Source organism: Shewanella sp. S1-49-MNA-CIBAN-0167, from assembly GCF_040310145.1.
Taxonomy (GTDB): Bacteria; Pseudomonadota; Gammaproteobacteria; order Enterobacterales; family Shewanellaceae; genus Shewanella; species Shewanella psychromarinicola.
Genome location: NZ_JBEOPO010000018.1, coordinates 16,273 through 37,697 on the forward strand (window position 1 = coordinate 16,273; position 21,425 = coordinate 37,697).

The window sequence follows — 21,425 nt, forward strand, 5'->3', positions numbered from 1 at the left end:
AGTGGCCAATATGGCTTATTTAATTAACGTTCCACATTGACGGAGTTTGTTTCACTATGAAAAAATTGGTTTCAACGTTAGTTATGCTGTGTTGTTTTGCATTTAATGTCCATGCAGCAGATGAGCAAGCCCTCGAAGATTATGCTTATTACGGCTTTGAGCCGGACATTGTGACTAACTATATTTCGAATCGAAAAAAGTTAGGTTTTGTTAAAATCAGTGTTGAATTGATGGTAAAAGATCCAAACGATTTAATGAGCTTAGAGCATCACGATCCTTTGCTACGTTCGGCCATTGTTGAAATTTTAGGTAATCAGTCCGAAGAAAAGGTTAAATCCTTATCTGGAAGAGAAGACATTCGCCGTGAATGCTATGAGACGGTCAATAGCCTAATGGAGCAAGAAGTCGGTCGCTCTATTGTGGTTAATTTATTATTCACTAAGTATTTATACGATTAATGACCCGTTCAACGACACCGCCAGTGCGAGCCAAACATGATACCGCTAAGCGTCCGCCAAGCCGGTCGACTGCCAACATTAACCGCGCCTCGGTAAAGTTGAGCAAGCCTGTCTTATCAAAAGCATTGCATCCGCGTAATGCCCATCAACAGGGTTACGACTTTGCCGCATTAATAAGCGCTATGCCAGCGCTAGCCTCTTTTGTACGTCCAAACCCTTATGGTAATGATTCTATCGATTTTGCCGACCCTAAAGCGGTAAAAAGCCTCAATGCGGCATTGCTGCTGAGCGAGTATCACATTAATGGCTGGGATATTCCTGACGGATATTTGTGCCCACCGGTGCCTGGTCGAGTGGACTATTTACATTACATTGCTGATTTATTAGCGGTCAAAGGCAAGGTGGTTAAAGGGGCGCGTATTCGCGGATTGGATATCGGCACCGGTGCAAATGGTATCTATCCGTTACTTGGGATCCAAACCTATGGTTGGCAATTTGTGGCGTCGGATATTGATCCTGTCTCTATCGCTAATGTCGCCAAGATTGCACAACAAAATTCAAAGATTGCCACGCATTTGCAGTTAAGATTACAGCATCAACCCGAGCATATCTTTAACGGTCTGATTGCTACCGATGAACAGTTTGATGTCACTTTGTGTAACCCGCCGTTTCATCGTTCACTCGCTGAAGCATCTGAGGGATCATTACGTAAAGTTAATAATTTAGCCAAAAATAAGCAACAAAACCAGGGGCAAAAATCGCGTAAGTTAGCGGCAAGCCAAGCTAAGCCTACGCTTAATTTTGGTGGTCAAAAAGCAGAGCTATGGTGTGAGGGCGGTGAGCAACAATTTTTAGCTAATATGATCAAACAAAGCCGAGATTATGCTAACCAAGTGCTATGGTTTACCTCATTAGTCTCAAAGTCAGAAAACCTCAAACCGTGTTATCAATTACTCAAACAAGTGAACGCCGTTGAGGTGAAAACCATCGAGATGACACAAGGTAATAAAGCGACCCGCATATTAGCGTGGAGCTTTTTAAGCCCTGCATTACGTCAACAATGGGTCGCATTGCGTCCTTAATCCTTCGCTGCATCAAATGTTATCGTTTCACTGCCGTGATACACCAAAAAGTGCCGCCCTTTGGCGCGAGCAATTAGGGTAATACCCATTTGCTGGGCTAAGTCTAAGCCCATTTGGGTCACGCCACTGCGCGACAGTAGTACCGGTATGCCCATCTTGGCAACTTTAATGACCATTTCAGATGTCAGTCTACCTGTGGTGTAAAAAATTTTATCATGTCCCGATTGTTGATCTAACCACATATCTCCGGCGAGAGTATCGACGGCATTGTGGCGGCCAACATCTTCAACAAAGGCTAAAATTTTCTCGTCTTTGCATATTCCGCAGCCGTGGACGGCGCCGGCATTTTTGTAGGTTTCATTATAGGCATTAATGTTGCCGAGTAAGGCATAAATAGTCGATTGCTTTAATGCCGGTGTCGGCAATGATATCTTATCTAAACCTTCTAAAAACCCCCCATAAACCGTGCCTTGGCCACAACCGGATGTGACGGTTTTTTCGGCTAACTTCTGCTCAATATCCTCAGAGACCTCTTGGGTGATCACCGCAGCTGAGCTGACATCCCAATCAACAATAACCGATTCAAGTAAACTTAACTCACTAATAAACCCTTGGTTTTTTAAGTATCCAAGCGTTAGGGACTCTGGTTTTGCACCCAAAGTCATTAAGGTCACAATGGGACGCCAATTTAAGTACACCGTTAATGGGCGTTCACAGGCGACAAATTTATCGACGACTTGACCTAGCTCGTTTACGGCTTTGACTGCAATGGTCAGCGGTACCTGAGTCTTGGTTTTAACAAATTTTATCGCGTTGCGCTGCAAAGATGTGGCTGAAACAGATTGAATCATAAGCGAGTTAGCCTCTAAGTAGGTGTTTCATTAATGGGAGGAGTAGGCCGTGTTTGCCTGCTTCATCACCTAATAAGCATAGCAATTATTATTCCCTTAACTTAAAACAACTTACCTAAGCGTGATCTGGCGCAAATCTTGACAAATTCAATGTTATTGGCGTGTATTTATGTCCCACCCCAAATTGCATAGTGGACATATTGTCCTATTATTACTAATAATTTCGGGATCTAGTTCAAAGTTATTTTTACTTTCTAGTTGGCATCATTTTTGCTGCTACTTTAATAATAAAGAAATCAATCTAGTGTATTTCAATACACATATTCATGTCAGAGGTAAGCATTCCATGCAACACACCGACACGATTTGGCCAATGTATGTTTCACTCAAAAAAGTGCAAACCCAAGTAGGGCGTTGGACATCAGTCCGTTGGGAGCTTGACCAAATGATTCCTGCCACGCTAGAACAGCCTGACAATGGTGTTTTGGTTAAATTGGCATTACACAAAGATGAACGTGGTAGTTATCGCATCAATCTTGATATGGATAATTCAACACTTTTTATCGTATGCGACGAACTGATTGATGGCACATGGGTTCCTGCGATGATTTCAGCTGACCAATATGTCAGCGCTGGCTGTCTTGAATCAGATACTCCGGTGCTCAATATCCCAATGCCTGGTGCAATAGCTTGTTGGATAGAAGCATTTATCACTCGTCACGGCGAGGTCGAGATCAGTGCCCATAGACGTAAGCATGTTAACCGTCGTAAAAATGAAGGACCCAGCGCTAATCACTCAGGGAAAATGCAATGAATGATAAGGCTGAAGGATTAATTAACCGGTGGGAGCTTAGGCGTCAGCGGGTCGCTGAAGAGGCTGAACAAGAAGCGCTGCTGCAGCACACGCTAGATCATGCTGATGACACAGACACGCTACCAGCGGAAACGCTGCAAGACGTTAGCACAATAGACCATGAGCCCGATGAGGTGACAGAGTCTGAGCCGTTACCTGACCCGAGTACTATTGAAGTTGGCGGCAGTTTTGCGCGTTTTATGGCCAAAAGTGTTGACCCAACGACTAAAGCCGCAGCGCTGCGAGCGTTATGGAAACAACCGCAATACGGTCATATCGATGGGCTACTTGAATATGCGCTGGATTATACAAATCAACCGTTACTCTCTGCGGATGTCTCAGCCGAGTTGGCCAATAAAGTATTTCGTTATGTCATTGAAAAAGAACAGCCTGAGCCAGAATTAGATGCTGACTTAGCACAAACCGATTTAGCACAAACTGACTTAGCGGAAACAGCACTGGCTGAACAAACCGACTCGATAACTGAAGAGGAGCAAATTGTTTTAGCCGATGAAAATGCACCACAGATTGCAGCGTTATCGTCACAAGAACAACCGCTTTGTCACGATGATGACCTGATAAAGCAAGCTGCCGCCAGCGATGAGGCGAAAGCGTAATACCGACAGTCACTAAATAAATGTGACACAGATAAAAGCCGTTATTTAACGATTTAGCACGAGTTAGAGTTAATTAATGATAGTCAATTAATGACCAGCAATAAGCGTCAACAGTGAACTGAGCTACCACTGTTAATGAGGTATAAAAACCGAGAATTGGGAACGCAATGAGTATTAGAAAAAACCAGCCACAGCTGAAACAAGCACGACAACAGGTAATGGCGAATACGCAGATTTTGCAAAATTTAATTCCGCCTACTGTCAGCTATACCACCAAGGGGCATGTGCTCGTTATTGGGCCTGAAGATCTGGCGCGTTTAGCGGCGGACAAATTGTCCACTATGGCAAGCCGGGTTATTTTGGCCAATGAAGCGATCACTAGCCAAGACGAAACCCACCTTGAAGCAGTAATGAATGCGGCCACTGATGTCGAAAGTTATTACAATAAATTGGCCAGCGTTAAAGGTTTTCTAGGACAGTTTCAGGTTAAAGTGGAAGGTGAAAGCGGTATCACAGAGTTAAGTGTGGTCGCCATTCGTCAAGCGCATTTTGATATCGTGCTCGATTTAAGCCACAGTCCCTGCATCAGCCTTGAAATGCTTCCACCGGGTTACTTTTATGTTGGCCAAGACTCCGCGTTACTTGCTGATGCAATTGCCAACATTCCAGACTTAATCGGTGAGTTTGATAAACCGCGCTATGTTCGGGTTAACAGTGATATTTGTGCCCATGACAAACACGGCTTAAACGGTTGTAACCGTTGTTTAAACTTTTGTCCTGCCGATGCCATTAGTAGCGTAGCGCATAAAATTGAAATTGATCCTTATCTTTGTCATGGCGCAGGCAGTTGTACCAATGCATGCCCAACAGGGGCGTTAAGTTACGATTTACCCACCCCAGCATCACTGCATACTTACCTTGAAAAGCTAGTCAGTCGTTATCGCCAAGAAGCACAAACTGCACCGGTTATTTTATTTCATGACAATGAAGCGGGTGCCGAATGGATTACGGAACAGCTCAGTGGTGACGTTTTACCTGTCGCAATGGAAGAAATCACCGTGGCGAGTATTGACCATTGGTTGGCAGCATTAGCTAATGGCGCACGGGAAATTTTAATCTTACAAACGCCGACAACAGCACCAACATTACTGCAAATGCTTAAAGGTGAGTCAGCATTAGCGAATCGTATTCTCGATCAAATGGGCCAGCCACAACGGATCCGGTTAATTACCCCGTCAGAGCTAAGCCAATTAGATGATGTGCTAGCGGTTAGTTTAGCTTGGCCAGTGATAATGCCGATGACCTTAAACGCTATCGAACCTAATACCAATGTGAAACGCAGTATCGTGTTTCAAGCTATTGACCACCTTAATGGCCAAGCCGCAGGTGTTGATGATGTGTTAGCCATGGCGAATATTCCATACGGTATGGTGAGCATAAACAGCGACAAGTGCACATTATGCATGTCGTGTGTGGCCACGTGTCCAACACAAGCGTTAAAGGATGGTGGCGATTCACCGGCACTTAAGTTTGTCGAGCAAGATTGCGTCCAATGTGGGTTATGCGAAGCCGCCTGTCCCGAAAACGTGATTAGCTTAGTGCCACAAATCAACTTCAATCAGTCTGCAAGACAACAAGTTCAAATGTTAAAGCAAGAACCCCCATTTGAATGTATCCGATGCGGTAGCGAATTTGCGACTCAATCAATGATACATAAAGTAATTGAGATGGTGGGTGAACATAGCGCATTTAGCGCTAATATTGAGCGTTTGAAAATGTGTGGCGATTGCCGTGTAAAAGACATGTTTGAAGACATCCTTGACGATCCAGAAAAGCAATTGCAATAAGAGATCTGCTATGACAGAAACAGGAAGAAAAGTAAGTGAGAATGATCAGTTAAGAGCCGATATATATCAGCTACTGGCTGCGTTATTACGCCGCCAACCAAGTGCTGAATTATTGCAGTTTTTAGCTGATTTAGAGGTAGAAGCCGAAGAAGGCAATACCATGAGCCAAGCATGGCATGCGTTAAAACTCGCGGCATCAAACAGTGACACAAACACATTAGAAGATGAATATTTTGCCATTTTCTTAGGCGTTGGCAGTGGCGAGATTATGCCTTATGGCAGTTGGTTTATGACCGGGTCGTTAATGGATAAACCCTTGGCGGCATTGCGTAATGACCTAATGCAACTGGGTTTTGAACGTGAAGATAACGTCAAAGAGCCAGAAGACCATGTCGCCGCGTTATGTGAAGTCATGGGCTGCCTAATTTTAGAGGCGCCAGGTTACCGCCAATTAGCGTTTTATCAACGCCATATTGGCAGTTGGATTATGCATTTTTGTGACAATTTAGCCAAAACACCAAGTGCTATTTTTTACCAAAGCGTAGCACAATTAGCTCAAGCATTTTTCACCGCTGAAGCCAATGAATTTGAACAGCTAAGTTTAGATATTCCGGTGAATTGTCCAGGTAGTGCTGATTTAGATCCGCTTGAACAAGAAGTTGTACAAATTAATTAAACCGGGTGATGGCATATTCTGCCTCATCTTTTTATCAACAAGGAGACAATATGAAGAAGCAAGCTTCCGACATGGGTCGTCGTCAAATGCTAAAAGCATTAGCGCTCGGCAGTGCGGCAGGTGCTGTGGCCAGTGTCAGTGCACCCGCACTTGCGCAAGTCACTAAACCGTCTGCAGAGCCTACGAGCAGTAACTATCGCGAAACTGAGCATATCCTTAACTACTATGCTTCGTTAAGAAAATAACAAAGGAGAGTGTGTGATGCGATTAACCCGCAAAACAGACACGGCCGCCAAAGCTGAAAAGTTAGGCCTAGGTCTCAACCGACGTCAATTCCTCAAGTCTGCCAGTTTGGCAACGGGTGGAATTGCTGCGGCTTCAATGCTTGGCGCTGGAATGATGCGTAAAGCTGAAGCGAAAGATGTACCCCATGATGCACCAACAGAAGTAATACGGACTATTTGTTCACATTGCTCGGTTGGTTGTGGTGTTTATGCCGAAGTTCAAAATGGCGTGTGGACAGGGCAAGAGCCTGCGTTCGATCATCCATTTAACGCTGGTGGACATTGTGCCAAAGGCGCGGCATTGCGCGAGCATGGTCATGGTGAAAAACGTCTTAAATATCCAATGAAACTTGAAGGAGGAAAGTGGAAAAAACTTTCTTGGGAACAAGCGATTGAAGAAGTTGGTCAACGAGCCCTTGATATCCGTCAAGAGTCTGGTCCTGATTCAGTTTACTTTATGGGTAGTGCTAAGTTCTCAAATGAACAAGCTTATATGTACCGCAAATTAGCGGCAATGTGGGGCACGAACAACGTCGACCACTCTGCACGTATTTGTCACTCTACCACGGTAGCCGGTGTTGCAAACACTTGGGGTTACGGTGCGCAAACGAACTCATTTAATGATATTCGTAACTCGAAAGCGATGATGTTCATCGGTTCGAATCCTTGTGAAGCTCATCCAGTTGCTATGCAACACATCCTTGAAGGTAAAGAGCGCGGCGCGAAAATTATCGTTGTCGACCCTCGTTTTACCCGAACTGCAGCTAAGTCTGACGAGTTCGTGCATATTCGTCCTGGTACGGATATTCCTTACATTTACGGATTATTGTGGCATATTTTTGAAAATGGCTGGGAAGATCAAACGTTCATCGACCAACGTGTATACGGTATGGAACGTATCCGTGAGGAAGTGAAGAAGTGGAACCCACAAGAAGTTGAACATGTTGCTGGCGTACCTGAAAAGCAAATGTATCGTGTAGCGAAACTGCTTGCAGAAACTAAGCCAGGTACAGTGGTTTGGTGTATGGGTGGTACTCAACATCACATTGGTAATGCTAACACTCGTGCATACTGTATCCTTCAGTTAGCGCTAGGTAATATGGGTGTTTCTGGTGGCGGTACTAACATTTTCCGTGGTCACGATAACGTTCAAGGTGCAACTGACTTTGGTCTATTGTTCGATACGTTACCAGGTTACTACGGCTTAACCTCCGGCTCATGGGGCCATTGGTGTAACGTTTGGGACTTAGACTTTGATTGGGTTAAAAACCGTTTCGACCAAGAGCAGCATTTAGAGCAAGATCCGATGACGTCTACAGGTATCCCATGTTCTCGTTGGCATGATGGTGTACTGGAAGATAAATCTAAGATTGCACAGAAAGATAACATTCGTATGGCATTCTTCTGGGGTCAATCTGTTAACACCGAAACCCGTGGCCGTGAAGTGCGTGAAGCATTGAATAAAATGGACACAGTCGTTGTTGTGGATCCTTTCCCAACAATGGCCGGTGTTATGCACGAACGCCAAGATGGCGTGTATTTATTACCTGCGTCAACTCAGTTTGAAACTTACGGTTCAGTATCTGCTTCAAACCGTTCACTACAGTGGCGTAGCCAAGTCATTGAACCATTATTCGAGTCTAAGCCTGACCATGTGATCATGTACAAGCTGGCGAAGAAGTGGGGCATTGATGCTGAATTCTGTAAGCATATTAAAGTGAATGGCGATGAGCCGTTGATTGAAGATATGACACGTGAGTTCAACAGAGGTATGTGGACCATTGGTTACACTGGCCAAAGTCCTGAACGTTTGAAAATGCACCAAGAAAACTGGGGCACTTTCGACATTAACTCACTTGAAGCACCTGGCGGCCCAGCTAAAGGCGAAACTTATGGTTTACCTTGGCCATGTTGGGGCACCCCAGAAATGAAACATCCAGGTTCGCAAATCTTGTATCGCACTGACCGCGAAGTTAAATTCGGTGGCGGTAACTTCCGTGCTCGTTATGGTGTTGAGCATAATGGTACTAACATTCTTGCTGAAGGTTCTTTCTCAAAAGGTAGTGAAATCGAAGATGGTTACCCAGAGTTTACTGCAGACATGCTTAAACAGCTTGGCTGGTGGGATGACCTAACTGCTGAAGAAAAAGTTCATGCTGAAGGTAAAAACTGGAAGACTGATATTTCTGGTGGTATTCAGCGCGTGGCAATCAAGCATGGTTGTATGCCTTACGGTAACGCTAAAGCGCGTTGTGTTGTTTGGAACTTCCCGGATGATATCCCGATTCATCGCGAGCCGTTATATACCCCTCGTCGTGACTTAGTGGCTAAGTATCCAACTTATGAAGATCGTATGGTGGCTCGTCTACCAACACTTTATAAGTCTATTCAAGAGAAAGACTTTGCTAAAGACTTCCCTCTTGCAGTAACAACCGGACGTTTGGTTGAGTTCGAAGGTGGTGGTGAAGAAACCCGTTGTAACCCATGGCTTGCTGAACTACAGCAAGAAATGTTTATCGAGATCAACCCAGCAGATGCTGCAGATCGCGGTTTACGTGATGGCGATGATGTGTTTGTCCACAGTCCAGAAGGTGCCAAAATTACCGTTAAGGCAATGGTGACACCGCGTGTTATTGCGGGTGAATGTTTTATGCCATACCACTTCGCGGGTGTGTTTGAAGGCAAGAGTTTAGCCGAAAACTACCCAGAGGGTACTGTGCCTTACGTGATTGGCGAAGCTGCCAATACCGTCATGACTTATGGTTATGACGTCGTCACGCAAATGCAAGAGACCAAAGCTAGCTTGTGTCAGATAAGCAAAGCCTAAACACTTGATGAGGAGATAAGCCATCATGGCAGTCATGAAATTTCTGTGTGACACCAAACGCTGCATCGAGTGTAACGGTTGCGTCACAGCATGTAAAAACGAAAACGACTCTGCTTTAGAGTGGGGTATTCAACGTCGCCGCGTGGTGACACTTAACGACGGCGTTCCTGGAGAAGCGTCAATCTCAGTCGCATGTATGCATTGTACCGATGCACCTTGTATGGCGGTATGTCCGGCCGACTGTTTCTACCGTACCGAAGACGGCATTGTGCTGCATAACAAAGATACGTGTATCGGTTGTGGCTATTGCTTCTATGCTTGCCCATTTGGCGCACCACAGTTCCCTCAAAAGAGTGCATTTGGTAGCCGTGGCAAAATGGATAAGTGTACTTTCTGTGCGGGTGGCCCAGAAGAAGATCATTCAGAAGCCGAGCGCTTAAAATACGGTTCTAACCGTATTGCAGAAGGCAAATTACCCATGTGTGCTGAGCTTTGTTCAACCAAAGCGTTGTTGGCCGGTGATGCAGGCATAGTGTCTGATATTTACCGTCAACGTATGGCCGCTCGTGGTAATCCAAATGTGATTTGGGGCTACAATCCTAAAACAGGCGAAATGATCTAACCCAGAGCAATGGCTGCGATAATTATCGCAGTCATATAAGGAGTGACAATGTTAACTTTAACGTTAAACAAATCACTGCGCAGGATGTTTGCTCTGTTGGTTCTGTGTATGGGATTGGGATTGGTTATGTCGCCGGTGTATGCCGCCGATGAACAATCAAGTCAGCAACAAGCAAAGTCTAAAACCAGTGATGCAGATCTCTGGCGCGCAGTAAAAGCCGGCGAACCAGGATACAGTACAGACAAAGGTCTTGATGCTGATGTGCTGATTAATGTCGCGGGTAATGAAGGTAAGATATTACGAAATACTTACCTAAAACCCGCACTTGGTTTAGCCTTTATAGGGGTTTTTGCGGCCTTTTTAGTGTTTTACTTAGTCAATGGTCCATCAACACTGAGTAAAGGCTTTTCGGGTAAAATGGTACTTCGCTGGAGCAAAAGTGATCTTTGGTTACATTGGACGATGGCGATATCTTGCCTAATCATGATGCTAACTGGATTGGTCATTATGCTTGGGCGGCATGTCTTAGCCCCTTATGTCGGTGACGGCATTTGGGCGGGGGTCATCGCCTTTAGTAAGTTTTCCCATGATTGGTCTAGCCCCATTTTTATGGTGTCTTGGCTGTTGTGCATCATCAAGTGGATGCCACTACAAACCTTCAAAATGTATGACTTGAAATGGTTTTTATTGGTCGGTGGTTACATTAACTTTGGCCCATTTAAAGGCAAGCACCCAGACAGTGGGTTTGCCAATGCGGGTGAAAAAATGTGGTTCTGGACCTTAGCTATTTTCGGTCTTAGCATCAGTGCCACAGGGATAATCTTAGTATTTCCCCTGCTCGATTTACCACGTGAGCTGTCAATGCTCGCACTCCTTGTGCATGGCGTAAGCGCAGTAATTTTAATCGCGTTTACCATCGTGCATATTTGGATGGCGACCGTACTCAGTGAAGGTAGTATGGAGAATATGGTGTCAGGCTATTGCGACGAAAACTGGGCTTCGCAGCACCACAATATGTGGTACGACGAAATCAAAGCAGATGGTTCGTTAAAATACAAAGAGTAAAGCAGTCATACTGGTGTTAACACACTCGTATATTGCCGAAATAAAACACCTTGTTGGGTAACTAACAAGGTGTTTTTTTGTTTAGGTTCTTTCTAAGGGCGGATCAATAGCATTTTGGTGTTGCCCGCAATGTGAAACTGGGCGGTAGCCGTTTATGGGATTAATCTCGCTATTAAAAATAGTCGAGCGTGAAGCTGTTCTGAGGCTGTTGGGTTAAATGCGTAAAATTGAGTGGTGTGCCCTATGAAAAGGCGTGCTTAGTTAATACACAATTAGCTGAGACGACAGCACACATCATTACGCAGGGAAATTATGATGCAGTACAGTAACAGGACAATAGAAAGTGATGAAACAGCTCAAAGCCTAGCTTAAAAGATGTCATCAGAACAAACGATTAGCCGAGTTTTTGTACAAAAACTACCGACAAAAAAGCAAATTTCTATAGCATCTTACGCTAAGTAAGGCGTTACCGATTAATGTGGCTGTGGCATCGGCCAAATCCAATAAACAATGTATGCATCGCAAACAGCGCAACGCATAAATACTAGAACGTTAGGGTTCTAAGGGTGGGATCATTTGAGTGAATTTATTACCGCAATTTGGCCATTACTCTGTCTTTCGATGTTTCCTTTGGCTTTATAGTATTTGGTGGCGGCTAAACGTGTTTTAAATCTCTTGGAGTCTGCCCCTCCGAAGTTTGGCTTGAACGGGGAAACCTTCAACTTATCAAAAATAAACCCATCAGTAACTCTTATAAGTTTATGGTGTTTATACTAGAAGCAGATTACAGTTTGCTCAAGGATGAAAGCTATCGAGGAAAGGTCATTTACTCAGGCCTCTTTTAATTAGCGGGCGTTTGATCCTAGTTTTTGCATTTATAGCACCAATAGTCATTGGCCGACAATAAATATAACACGCTGCTAAATTCATATTCACTAAGGCTGTTATGCCGTTTGCTGAGCAAATCGCCCGCCAGCACTTGGTTCACTTATTAGCAGGGCGTTAGACCCTAAAATGAGAAATAAAATCATGAAGATAATGAGTCTTGATCATGTTGGTATTCGAGTAATGGAGTTTGATAGAGCGATCCGATTTTATGAAAAACTGGGGTTTTCGGTAACTAGGCAAGACTCGAAAGAGCATGTTGTGGTACTGAAACATGACAGTGGAGTAGAAATAAATCTCTTGGATAGCGGTAGCAATGATAATAATCAGAAGAACGTACTAATGGATGTTGAAAACAAATATCCTGGTTATACGCATTATGCATTAGAAGTTAACTCTGCTGTAAACGCGAAACAGTACCTAGAGTCTATTGGATTAGTCGTTACTGAAGGACCCGTTACCTTTGGTGATGGTAAAACATCTATTTTCATTCGCGATCCAGATAAAAATGTTATTGAATTGACACAACTTCCATAGGTACAACGATGGCAACTAAAAATAATGATGATAATCCCGTTGATAATAGCTTTGAGTACGCTATGTCGCAGCGAGGCAATCCGGTTGATGATCCACTTGCGGCCATTAAAACGATGCGTTTAGAGCAACTGGCGGTATGTCGCCTAAAAGCAGTAAAAGAAATGCAAGCTATGGGCGATAAAGCGACAAAGAGTAAAGTAAAAACCGATGACTAAGAAGCTGTAACTCACGTTGTACTATTACTTATAATATTGAGCTGTCAGTAAATAATAAACATTGGTCTAGTCTTTAGTTTACTTTATTTGCAGGAAAATGAGGATAACTATGGCTAGGTTTAGCTTGCTGATGGTGCTTAACACCTAACCATTCTATTTTATGTGCCTATTTAGCTTGATTGATATCAAGCTTATATTGCCGGGTTAAATCCGCTATTTCCTTCATTTTTCATCTTCCTCTCACTTCATAATGCTCAATCTGCTAAACAATATTCCCAATTTATCAACTGGAATAATCGAAGACTATCGTAATGAATGCTGAAAGAGACTATGTTGAATACTATAACAATGAATGGCTTAGTTTAATTTGTCGCTAATGTTACCGATTATAACAATGGATGGCTTAACTTAGCTGCTTGTGAATAGCCAGAAGGTTAAGGAGTAGTATGTGCAGTGGCGTAGGAAAGCTTAAGTGCTGGGTAAATCGACTGCTTGGGGATGTGGGGGTGGTTTTTTATCTATCAATATTTCTGATTGTTGCCTTTTTGACGGTTGCGGCTGTCGAACCTGATGAAACACAAAGGTTGGCACAGAAAGCATTGAATGCGACGACGAGCAATTTTGGTTGGTTGTATCTTCTGACCAGTAGCGGTTTTGTGCTCTTTACTTTGGGCTTGGCTTTTTCTCGGTTCGGTATTATTCGCCTTGGTCTTGATGATGAACCTCCTGAATTTAGTTTTAGCAGCTGGCTGGCGATGATCTTCTCCGGTGGAATGGGGGTTGGTTTGGTCTTTTGGGGGGTAGCAGAGCCGATACTTCATCTTAGTTCACCGCCTTTAGGAATAGGCGCGCCAGGCTCAGTAGAAGCTGCGCAGACGGGTATGCGTTATGCCTTTTTTCATTGGGGCCTGCATCAGTGGGCCAACTTTACGGTGGTGGGGCTGGCCATTGCCTATGTGAGGTTTCGTCACAACAGTCGTGGTTTAATTAGCGAAACTTTTCGGCCCTTGTTGGGAGACCGTGTCGATGGCGGTTGGGGAAATGCGATTGATATTTTGGCGGTGCTTTCTACTATTTTTGGTGTGGCAACGACGCTCGGGCTGGGGGCGTTACAGATTAATAGTGGTCTGTCTCGGCTCTCTGGTATGCCTTACGGAATCACTCCCCAGTTACTGATCATTGCCGGACTCGGCTCGTTGTTCATACTGTCAGCCATGACGCCATTAAATCGCGGCATACGTTACTTGAGTAATGCCAATATGGTGTTGGCTGCAGGTCTATTGCTGTTTGTTTTAATGCTTGGGCCTACGGCTTTTATCTTCAGTGAATTGACCCAAACTATGGGCGAATACGTGGGTAATATTATCCAGATGAGTTTGGTAACGACGCCGTATTCTAGTGCGCATTGGGTGCAAGAATGGACCATTTTTTATTGGGCTTGGGGCCTTAGTTGGGCACCTTTTGTCGGCAGCTTTATTGCCCGTATTTCTCAGGGACGCACTATTCGGGAGTTTGTTTTAGGCGTTATGATTGTGCCAGTGCTATTGAGTATGCTCTGGTTTTCTACCTTTGGCGGCTCCGCTATTTATTTTGAGCTGTTCGAAAACGCGGGTATCGCTGCGGCAGTGGCGCAGGAAGTGCCCGCAGGGCTCTATGCCATGCTAGATCAATTACCCGGTGGCTTTTATGCGGCGATTGTTGCGGTTCTTTTGGTGTCTATGTTTGTGGTGACATCTGCAGATTCGGCTACTTTCGTGTTGGGTATGTTTACGTCGAAAGGTGTTCTTAATCCTACCCGCTTTGTGCGTATTTTATGGGGTGTGTTGCAATTATTGATGGCGGGAGTGCTGCTGCTTAGTGGGGGGCTGCTGGGGTTGCGGACGATCTCTATTGTGACGGCTTTTCCTTTTATGCTGCTGATGGTGTTAATGGCTTATTCGCTTTATCGAGATTTGTCTTTGGAATGGCAGCGAAGGCAAAAAAATGACAACCTTTTGCATGAGCGGATTGAGTCGATGTTGTTACGAGAGTCCGAAAGAGAAGCCGCGCGACAGGCGGAAGAAAATGCTCACCCCTCGGCGCCAGAACCTACAGAAGACGCTGATGTTGGAGAAGCTGTAGAACATAAGGAAGGGGACAAAATTGGTAACTAGCTGCTTTGTTGGTCAATTATTTATTAGCTTTGATTTGCCAGTCTTGAATAAACACGTTAATCAACTGGATTAAACACCGCGGGTTATTTTTGCTACGCTCAAGTTTAGTCCACAATTTTTCGCCAGTTATTAATGCGATAGAACGGAGTGCATACGCAGATGGACGAAACGCAAATCAAAAATTTCAAACAGCAGTTGCTGCAACTGCGGTCTGAACTCATGAGCCTAAGTAGCACGTCTGACGACGCAGCAAAGGCCGTGGAACTGGATCAATCGGCCGTTGGTAGGCTAAGCCGAATGGATGCGATGCGTGCGCAAAGCATGGCGATTGAAGCAAAAGTGCGGCGTGAACATCAGATCTTAAGCATTGAGGGCGCGTTGCGCCGAATTGCCGCTGATGATTTTGGCTTTTGCCTCACCTGTGGGGAAGAGATAAACATCCGCAGACTAGAGGTGGACCCGTCTTACTCGCTATGCATCAAGTGTGCAGATAAGTGATTGATAGAGTGACCTTTGATTGATAGATTTATCTTTAATACGTTAATCAATAGGACTTAAAACCGCGGACTATTTTCGTTACGATCACGTTTAGGCCACGACTTTTCGTCAGTTATTAAGCCATTATATAGCTACAAGGATCCCGTAAGTGTCTAAATCTATAGCAATCACAATTAAAGATGCGTTGTCGAAAGTTAAGTTTCTCAAAAATAGAACAGCTGAAACGACTGCCGATGAAGCAAAAGATGCTTTTACTTTGTTATCAGAATATAGAGATGGCGGAATATACGTGGCTCATTACTCAGGTTTTAGTGAGTGGGAAAGGCACCTTAATGGTGACGAATTCGTTCAGGTGTTAGGTGGTGAAACAACCTTGATTTTATTAAACCAACATCAACAACAGCGTAACGAATTATCATCGGGTCAAATATTAGTCATTCCAAAGGGGATTTGGCATCGCTTTGAATCACCGGACGGAGTTAAGGTGATGACGATAACGCCACAACCAACAGAACATAGCACTGAGTGCCCAGTCGAGACATAACAAAAATTAAACAGGGACACTATATTCGTCAATTACATGTTGCTTCTACATAAAGCATTATGTTTTTTAACTCAATTTAACCCTAGCGATATTAAAGGAAGCTATGAGTATAAAACCTACAACAATGGCTATTTCAGCAGCAATTTCTTTTGCATTACTTTGGGTTATTTGTAGCGCCACGGTACATTTTTTTCCGGAACCTATGATGTTAATCTCGGGGCACATGGTGCATGCTAATTTATCGGATATGAATTGGACTCTAACGTGGTCTGGTTTCTTTATCGGTCTAATTGCTTGGTCGGGTGTTGCTGGCATAAGTGTATGGTTAGTAGCCGTTATCTATAATATGTTAAAATAAACATGATGTTAAAATAACCGTGATTTTCAAATAAACATGGACGCCTATTAGTGTTGGCGGATAGTAAAGCATTAGTCTGTTATTACCTTTCTTCAATGGTAACTGATATTGGTCAATGCAAGACAAACGATAGTGGGTTTGGATAACTCGCCTTCTCCCGGCAGATGGAAAGTTGCCACAGCTGTTCAGGTGTTGTGGGTAAGCATTGTTGTGTGATATCGATAATATGACAACTGATAATGTGACAACTGACAATATGACAACTGATAATGTGACAACTGACAATATGACAACTGATAATATGAGCATCGCCGCGATGGGGCTTATCCACGCATTCTTGAACTCGCGATTATCTTTGTGATTGACACCCGTGCGTATGCACTCTTGTTAATGAGCGGGGAGCCATCACTTGCCTGTTTCGCTTAATGTGAATGCTGATGAAAGAGGCTATGTTATTGATGATAACCATGGCTGGCTGTAGCTTTCATTCGGCCAACAAACAGTGAATACCTAATGGCAGATTTATTGTCTCGTTGGTAATATTAAAAAGTTAACACAAGCCTGAATTGGCAGAACGTCAAGGTAATAGTTTGCCAAATTGCTCACCGATAACCCCACCGAAACCCTTTCTAGGATACCAAAATGGTGTTCAGCGTAATGATCAATGAAAATAGCGGTTTCATTTGAATCACTATTCAAAGTCAGTTAGTGTTTATGACATGATTAAATGACAACAAAACGAGTTATTCTTCAGGCTCGTTATGTGAACACACTAAAAGACAAAAAATGGTAGCCATTTCACGAAAAATTCAGTTTTTAACGTTTTCCTGTATTTTAGCAGGTTGTACTTCGATTCAGCCTGGTGCTGGTGACAACTGGATAGGCTTCACTGAGTCTGGACAAGCCTCATTCTATGCAGATAGATATCAAAACAGAAAAACAGCTAGCGGTGATCTATATAAGCACAATCAAAAAACAGCCGCGCATAGAGATTTACCCTTTGGTTCAAATGTAAAAGTTACCAATACCAATAATGGTAAAAGCGTTATCGTTAAAATCAATGATCGTGGCCCATTTGTTAAAGGACGCATCATTGATCTTTCAAAGTCTGCTTTCAGCAGTATTGGCAATATATCTAATGGTGTAATTAACGTTAAAATAGAAATAGCCCGGTAGCACATAGCGATTGCATTATATGGCTTGGTTTAGCCTTTATTAGTGGGGTTTTCATAACAAGCCATTGATATGTAAGGTTATTAATTCCACGTTTGTAGCGCTTTAACTTAACCCGATTGAACTGATATTGAGAAGTGTTGCTAAAGATATGATAGAGATTGAATATTCTATTGGTGAATTAAAAACGTCGATGCTTGTTGTAGAAGAACATCGTTTTTACCTTATTGCTGAGGCTTGGATAAAGGCTGTAGATCTCAATGTGGGTGACAAAATAGTAGCCTGCAGTGATGCCGTAGCTGAGATAGAAAGCATAAACAACGTTGAAGATTCACACTATTGTCGTGATTTAAAAATCAGTCACAATCATAATTATTTTGTAACCACAGCGCGCCCAGCGTTTCACGATACTCTCTGCGATCGCGCCCCAATAGACAAGCTTGAACTCATAGCCTACGAGCAGGCAAATAGGCCCTCTAATTTTCCTGATGGCAAGCCAACGGGTTACCACGGTGGTCCTTGGGTTGCGGCTAGATATTTACACAGCGATCCCAGCAAGGAAACTATAGGTTGGGGGTGTGCAAATGACAACATGTGTGCTGAAGATGTCGCGGTAAGTGATTTGAGGCAAAAATTGGGCGATGCTATTGGACTAGATCGACAGAATGTCGAGATTTCACATGCTTATTTGAGAAAATATACTAAAAAAGGCCGCTTCGTCAACAAAATGAGCCCTTGTGTTCATTGTCGTGATAATTACGGCAGCGCGCTAAATGACGAGACTGTAGGTGTGAGTAATTTAGCTAAAAACGGCCGTGGGTATTTACCCCCATAGGGAAATGACTTATAGCTAGAGGTATCCATTTTTATTGAAATGACTAGGCCTATCTAACCCATATCTCCCAGAGGGAGGTCATGGGTGACAATATCCCCGCGTCACAGTACTAAAATATATAGATCTAAGCGTCAACGCCGAATGTTGTCTGTTAGACGGAATTACTACGTGTTTCCACATCAATGAACCGACTCAATTTTACGATTGAGTGTCGTTTCTAAAACAGATCTCGCCTGGTGTCTATCATTGAGCCATTATGATAGTCGGTAACATCTCGAACAAAACATTAACGCATTGCCACAGCAAAGCATTGCCACCCAAGATGGTTAGCTTCATGTTTAGCGTCAAAGGCTACATTGTGCTGGTAGACGATACGGGCCGAATTATCTGTGAAGATAAAAGCTCAAGCAGCCAACCCATTCTAGATAGGCTCAACATCCCAGTAGAGAACAGGCTTAACATTATCATCGATTTGGGGCGTTTATTTAACGGTGCGGTTAGGGCTTGACGGCATTAACTGAGTACAGTGAGCATTTAGATCGAAAACGGCGCTTCAAATTGCCAACCTTGGCGGTGTGTTTTATCTATAATACCTGAAACCAGTAACCCTATTTCTATTTGATTGATATCAAGTATCTTCTGCTAAGTTGAATCAGCCGTATGACTTATATTTTTCTGTCTACACTCCATTTATTGATAACTCCCGTTCAATTTGTACGTTTAAATAATCGTAAAAGACTGTCGTAAAAAAAACTAGCGTAATAAATGTACAAAGAAGCAATGTTATTTCATTAGAAAAGATGGGCTTATATAAGTCGTTCCGATGGCGCCCTCGCTTGACACTTTACATAATTGGATGGGGCAATAATTTTTCAGAGCGTGTCGATGAACGCCTAGCGTATATCAGGAACAATATATCATCCAAGGTTTAGGATGAGTCTGTTGATGCGGTAGAGGACAAGCTAATGTATAACAATCAGATTGATGAAGCAGAAGGTGATGGCATAGTCTATTCTTTTTACGGGTTTGTCTTCTCGTCGGAATGATACGTTGAGATTACAGCGCCCTCACAGCCGGTGCCGTTGAGCATCGGCGTTAGGCTTACTAGAAAATGGAGATTTCTGTGATGAAAAAAATACCTAGTAGACAATTGTTATTTACTTTTATTGCTTCTATATCTGCATTAGTAGTGGTAGCGGAGATGAGCTTTATTTTTGACGTTGATATTCCTCTTATGACGCGAGATGTTGCCGCGATAGGTAACATCCATCCTCTTTCTGGGTTTCTTTCAAGTCTGGGCATTCTTCTGTGGTGCGCGGTCGTGTCAATATGCTTTTTTATGGCAAGGGTGCTTCGCCATAGCAACCAAAGAGAGATAGTTAATTTTTTATATTATTCAGCCCTATTGACGCTTTATTTGATGCTTGACGATTTATTCCAATTTCATGACTCATTAGTATCTCAGTATCTTGGATTGAATGAAAAGGTGGTCTACCTGATTCTGGGCGTTGCGGTATCGGCTTATCTACTCACTTTTAGATCGCTTATTTTGAAAACAAATTACTATTTTTTATTGTTGGCGTTAGTATTTCTTGGTTTTTCTGTTGTTATTGACGCTATTCTTCCGCCAGAGTTGTGGCGGCTTCTAGGTCATTGGGAATATTTTATCGAAGACGGTGCAAAATGGTTAGGAATTGTAGCTTGGTGTAGTTACTTCGTGAATACATCACATCAATTTCTGGAGAGTGAATTCAGCTCAACCGATCCATTCAAACGGATGCTAGTACCTAGCGCCGCTGATGGCGAACTTGGGGTTAATCAAAGTCTTTTGCAATGATAATTAGCTTAAATCCATCAACAGTAAATGAAGTTGAACACCATCCTACCATTACATGTGGTATCCATTTTGCGAAGCCATAGGGCTATAGTGGTGTTTGGATGACAAATTTATTTGCATATCGTGCTACAGAGCCAAGTGAGATCAACATACAAGGTGATCCCATTGGTGCAGGCAACGATAGCTGTCTCAATTAGCTAAGATGGCGGTGTTGTTGTCTTATGGGGCAATGAAGACGGTTACTTAAATTGTGCTTATGCCGTTAAAGGTATGCCGGCAAACTTCATCTTCTGAAGATGAATTAATCTAGCGGGTCTGCACAGGCATTTTATTTAAAAGCGGATTTAAACGTTGATTTAAAAACTGCACTAATGGACGTTCAACAAGTCAATTAATTGAAGTAAAAACCGCGGGCTATTGTGCTTCACTTCATTTTAGCCCACAATTTTTCGCCAGTTATTAGGTGTTGAGCAATATTAGGCCACAGATATTATGAATACAGATACAGCTTCTGAGAGCGCCAGCGATCTAGAAGGGGCGACAGTTGTCATTACCCATAGAGTGCGTGAGTGCAAGCACGCTGAATACGAAAATTGGTTTAATGAAATTGCGCCCCTTTGCAAAGCCTCGCCAGGCCATCTGGACTGGCACATCGTCCGTCCGATTTCTGGACTAACCGGAACATACACGATCATTATCCGATTCGACACACGATCACATTTGCAGCAATGGATGGAGTCGCCGACTCGCTCTCGTTTGATCGAAAAGGTTAAGCCGCTATTAGCTACTGGCGACGACTTCTTTATAAGTAGTGGACTGGATTTCTGGTTTACCCCAGAAAGGGCCAAAGCTAAAGTACCCGTGCGCTGGAAGCAGTACATAGTGACATGGTCCGCTATCTACCCTTTAGTGCTGGGTGTTCCGATAGTTATTGCACCAGTGTTGCGACTCTTGCACGTTCCCGATAATCATTTTATAACGACGCTTGCCGTAACAGGGACCGTGGTTTTTCTTATGGTCTATTGGGTCATGCCTCGTTACACACGACTTATCCAGCGATGGTTATTCCGTTGAGACACTCTATGGCCCAACCGCGGGCTCATATAGTCTGAAGCGGAGCGGGCACTATTAAGTGTTAGATATGCACCTTGAAAATCGAAAATACATTATCGGTAATGAAGTGAGCATCGCAGATCTCTCTGCCTAGG

22 protein-coding genes and 1 pseudogene are annotated in these 21,425 nt (G+C 43.5%); 22 read left to right on the forward strand and 1 reads right to left on the reverse strand.

Annotated features, from left to right (window positions below):
• Positions 1-56 precede the first annotated feature (56 nt).
• Both AAEZ00_RS10070 and rlmF read left to right on the forward strand, forming a co-directional pair.
• Positions 57-458 carry a flagellar basal body-associated protein FliL gene (locus tag AAEZ00_RS10070; protein ID WP_124012951.1) on the forward strand — a complete coding sequence of 134 codons (402 nt, stop codon included), beginning with the start codon at positions 57-59 and terminating at the stop codon, positions 456-458.
• Positions 458-1,540: a 23S rRNA (adenine(1618)-N(6))-methyltransferase RlmF gene (gene rlmF, locus AAEZ00_RS10075; protein ID WP_351088620.1), complete on the forward strand. Its 1,083-nt coding sequence runs from the start codon at positions 458-460 to the stop codon at positions 1,538-1,540. The genes AAEZ00_RS10070 and rlmF overlap by 1 nt, the downstream gene beginning before the upstream one ends.
• Here the strand turns inward: rlmF and AAEZ00_RS10080 are convergent.
• Complete coding sequence (locus AAEZ00_RS10080) at positions 1,537-2,391, reverse strand: formate dehydrogenase accessory sulfurtransferase FdhD (RefSeq protein ID WP_124012953.1); 855 nt, start codon at positions 2,389-2,391, stop codon at positions 1,537-1,539. The genes rlmF and AAEZ00_RS10080 overlap by 4 nt on opposite strands.
• A 346-nt stretch (positions 2,392-2,737) precedes the next feature.
• On the opposite strand from AAEZ00_RS10080, the gene AAEZ00_RS10085 reads away from it, so the two are divergent.
• The 20 genes and pseudogenes from AAEZ00_RS10085 (at position 2,738) to AAEZ00_RS10180 (ending at position 21,291) form a co-directional block, all read left to right on the forward strand.
• On the forward strand, positions 2,738-3,205 hold the full coding sequence (locus AAEZ00_RS10085) for a DUF3305 domain-containing protein (protein ID WP_101033515.1): 468 nt from the start codon (positions 2,738-2,740) through the stop codon (positions 3,203-3,205).
• Complete coding sequence (locus AAEZ00_RS10090) at positions 3,202-3,861, forward strand: DUF3306 domain-containing protein (protein WP_124012954.1); 660 nt, start codon at positions 3,202-3,204, stop codon at positions 3,859-3,861. Before AAEZ00_RS10085 ends, AAEZ00_RS10090 begins: the two co-directional genes overlap by 4 nt.
• Before the next feature lie 167 nt (positions 3,862-4,028).
• Positions 4,029-5,708, forward strand: coding sequence for a 4Fe-4S binding protein (locus AAEZ00_RS10095; protein ID WP_124012955.1), 1,680 nt, complete (start codon positions 4,029-4,031; stop codon positions 5,706-5,708).
• A gap of 10 nt (positions 5,709-5,718) precedes the next feature.
• A complete protein-coding gene (locus AAEZ00_RS10100) occupies positions 5,719-6,384 on the forward strand; it encodes a TorD/DmsD family molecular chaperone (RefSeq protein ID WP_101033521.1) in 666 nt (221 codons plus the stop codon).
• A gap of 50 nt (positions 6,385-6,434) precedes the next feature.
• The gene (locus AAEZ00_RS10105) at positions 6,435-6,629 is read left to right on the forward strand and encodes a formate dehydrogenase (RefSeq protein ID WP_101033523.1); all 195 of its coding nucleotides are present in this window, start codon (positions 6,435-6,437) and stop codon (positions 6,627-6,629) included.
• Positions 6,630-6,645: 16 nt separating this feature from the next.
• A complete protein-coding gene (locus AAEZ00_RS10110) occupies positions 6,646-9,495 on the forward strand; it encodes a formate dehydrogenase subunit alpha (RefSeq protein WP_124013016.1) in 2,850 nt (949 codons plus the stop codon).
• A gap of 25 nt (positions 9,496-9,520) precedes the next feature.
• Positions 9,521-10,117, forward strand: a complete 597-nt coding sequence (gene fdh3B / locus AAEZ00_RS10115) for a formate dehydrogenase FDH3 subunit beta (protein WP_101033528.1) — start codon at positions 9,521-9,523, stop codon at positions 10,115-10,117.
• A 48-nt stretch (positions 10,118-10,165) separates the two neighbouring features.
• A complete protein-coding gene (locus AAEZ00_RS10120) occupies positions 10,166-11,182 on the forward strand; it encodes a formate dehydrogenase subunit gamma (RefSeq protein ID WP_124012956.1) in 1,017 nt (338 codons plus the stop codon).
• A 1,014-nt stretch (positions 11,183-12,196) separates the two neighbouring features.
• Positions 12,197-12,604, forward strand: coding sequence for a VOC family protein (locus tag AAEZ00_RS10125; RefSeq protein WP_101033532.1), 408 nt, complete (start codon positions 12,197-12,199; stop codon positions 12,602-12,604).
• Positions 12,605-12,612: 8 nt separating this feature from the next.
• Positions 12,613-12,819: a hypothetical protein gene (locus AAEZ00_RS10130; RefSeq protein WP_101033534.1), complete on the forward strand. Its 207-nt coding sequence runs from the start codon at positions 12,613-12,615 to the stop codon at positions 12,817-12,819.
• A 446-nt stretch (positions 12,820-13,265) separates the two neighbouring features.
• Positions 13,266-14,972 carry a BCCT family transporter gene (locus AAEZ00_RS10135; RefSeq protein ID WP_124012958.1) on the forward strand — a complete coding sequence of 569 codons (1,707 nt, stop codon included), beginning with the start codon at positions 13,266-13,268 and terminating at the stop codon, positions 14,970-14,972.
• Between the two features lie 159 nt (positions 14,973-15,131).
• Entirely contained in the window at positions 15,132-15,470 is a 339-nt protein-coding gene (locus AAEZ00_RS10140; RefSeq protein WP_124012959.1) for a TraR/DksA family transcriptional regulator, read from the forward strand.
• A gap of 148 nt (positions 15,471-15,618) precedes the next feature.
• Positions 15,619-16,014, forward strand: coding sequence for a cupin domain-containing protein (locus AAEZ00_RS10145; protein WP_101033542.1), 396 nt, complete (start codon positions 15,619-15,621; stop codon positions 16,012-16,014).
• 103 nt (positions 16,015-16,117) lie between these two features.
• Positions 16,118-16,372, forward strand: a complete 255-nt coding sequence (locus tag AAEZ00_RS10150) for a DUF5676 family membrane protein (RefSeq protein ID WP_101033544.1) — start codon at positions 16,118-16,120, stop codon at positions 16,370-16,372.
• A gap of 786 nt (positions 16,373-17,158) precedes the next feature.
• The gene (locus AAEZ00_RS10155) at positions 17,159-17,548 is read left to right on the forward strand and encodes a septal ring lytic transglycosylase RlpA family protein (RefSeq protein WP_101033546.1); all 390 of its coding nucleotides are present in this window, start codon (positions 17,159-17,161) and stop codon (positions 17,546-17,548) included.
• A 148-nt stretch (positions 17,549-17,696) separates the two neighbouring features.
• Positions 17,697-18,380, forward strand: a complete 684-nt coding sequence (locus AAEZ00_RS10160) for a hypothetical protein (RefSeq protein ID WP_351078759.1) — start codon at positions 17,697-17,699, stop codon at positions 18,378-18,380.
• Positions 18,381-18,714: 334 nt separating this feature from the next.
• A complete protein-coding gene (locus AAEZ00_RS10165) occupies positions 18,715-18,888 on the forward strand; it encodes a hypothetical protein (RefSeq protein ID WP_232772110.1) in 174 nt (57 codons plus the stop codon).
• A 618-nt stretch (positions 18,889-19,506) separates the two neighbouring features.
• The gene (locus AAEZ00_RS10170) at positions 19,507-20,217 is read left to right on the forward strand and encodes a DUF8692 domain-containing protein (protein WP_101033551.1); all 711 of its coding nucleotides are present in this window, start codon (positions 19,507-19,509) and stop codon (positions 20,215-20,217) included.
• 95 nt (positions 20,218-20,312) lie between these two features.
• Positions 20,313-20,414, forward strand: a pseudogene (locus AAEZ00_RS10175) (DUF1643 domain-containing protein); the annotation flags it as partial.
• Positions 20,415-20,709: 295 nt separating this feature from the next.
• Complete coding sequence (locus tag AAEZ00_RS10180; RefSeq protein ID WP_101033553.1) at positions 20,710-21,291, forward strand: antibiotic biosynthesis monooxygenase; 582 nt, start codon at positions 20,710-20,712, stop codon at positions 21,289-21,291.
• Positions 21,292-21,425: the final 134 nt, after the last annotated feature.

Coding starts and splice junctions, on each gene's coding strand:
- rlmF (WP_351088620.1), top strand. CDS start 458: ATGACCCGTTCAACGACACCGCCAGTGCGAGCCAAACATGATACCGCT.
- AAEZ00_RS10105 (WP_101033523.1), top strand. CDS start 6,435: ATGAAGAAGCAAGCTTCCGACATGGGTCGTCGTCAAATGCTAAAAGCA.
- AAEZ00_RS10170 (WP_101033551.1), top strand. CDS start 19,507: ATGAAAAAAATACCTAGTAGACAATTGTTATTTACTTTTATTGCTTCT.
- AAEZ00_RS10155 (WP_101033546.1), top strand. CDS start 17,159: ATGGTAGCCATTTCACGAAAAATTCAGTTTTTAACGTTTTCCTGTATT.
- AAEZ00_RS10165 (WP_232772110.1), top strand. CDS start 18,715: ATGTTTAGCGTCAAAGGCTACATTGTGCTGGTAGACGATACGGGCCGA.
- AAEZ00_RS10110 (WP_124013016.1), top strand. CDS start 6,646: ATGCGATTAACCCGCAAAACAGACACGGCCGCCAAAGCTGAAAAGTTA.
- AAEZ00_RS10080 (WP_124012953.1), bottom strand. CDS start 2,391: ATGATTCAATCTGTTTCAGCCACATCTTTGCAGCGCAACGCGATAAAA.
- AAEZ00_RS10150 (WP_101033544.1), top strand. CDS start 16,118: ATGAGTATAAAACCTACAACAATGGCTATTTCAGCAGCAATTTCTTTT.
- AAEZ00_RS10140 (WP_124012959.1), top strand. CDS start 15,132: ATGGACGAAACGCAAATCAAAAATTTCAAACAGCAGTTGCTGCAACTG.
- AAEZ00_RS10135 (WP_124012958.1), top strand. CDS start 13,266: ATGTGCAGTGGCGTAGGAAAGCTTAAGTGCTGGGTAAATCGACTGCTT.
- AAEZ00_RS10160 (WP_351078759.1), top strand. CDS start 17,697: ATGATAGAGATTGAATATTCTATTGGTGAATTAAAAACGTCGATGCTT.
- AAEZ00_RS10100 (WP_101033521.1), top strand. CDS start 5,719: ATGACAGAAACAGGAAGAAAAGTAAGTGAGAATGATCAGTTAAGAGCC.
- AAEZ00_RS10180 (WP_101033553.1), top strand. CDS start 20,710: ATGAATACAGATACAGCTTCTGAGAGCGCCAGCGATCTAGAAGGGGCG.
- AAEZ00_RS10120 (WP_124012956.1), top strand. CDS start 10,166: ATGTTAACTTTAACGTTAAACAAATCACTGCGCAGGATGTTTGCTCTG.
- AAEZ00_RS10125 (WP_101033532.1), top strand. CDS start 12,197: ATGAGAAATAAAATCATGAAGATAATGAGTCTTGATCATGTTGGTATT.
- AAEZ00_RS10090 (WP_124012954.1), top strand. CDS start 3,202: ATGAATGATAAGGCTGAAGGATTAATTAACCGGTGGGAGCTTAGGCGT.
- fdh3B (WP_101033528.1), top strand. CDS start 9,521: ATGGCAGTCATGAAATTTCTGTGTGACACCAAACGCTGCATCGAGTGT.
- AAEZ00_RS10130 (WP_101033534.1), top strand. CDS start 12,613: ATGGCAACTAAAAATAATGATGATAATCCCGTTGATAATAGCTTTGAG.
- AAEZ00_RS10085 (WP_101033515.1), top strand. CDS start 2,738: ATGCAACACACCGACACGATTTGGCCAATGTATGTTTCACTCAAAAAA.
- AAEZ00_RS10095 (WP_124012955.1), top strand. CDS start 4,029: ATGAGTATTAGAAAAAACCAGCCACAGCTGAAACAAGCACGACAACAG.
- AAEZ00_RS10070 (WP_124012951.1), top strand. CDS start 57: ATGAAAAAATTGGTTTCAACGTTAGTTATGCTGTGTTGTTTTGCATTT.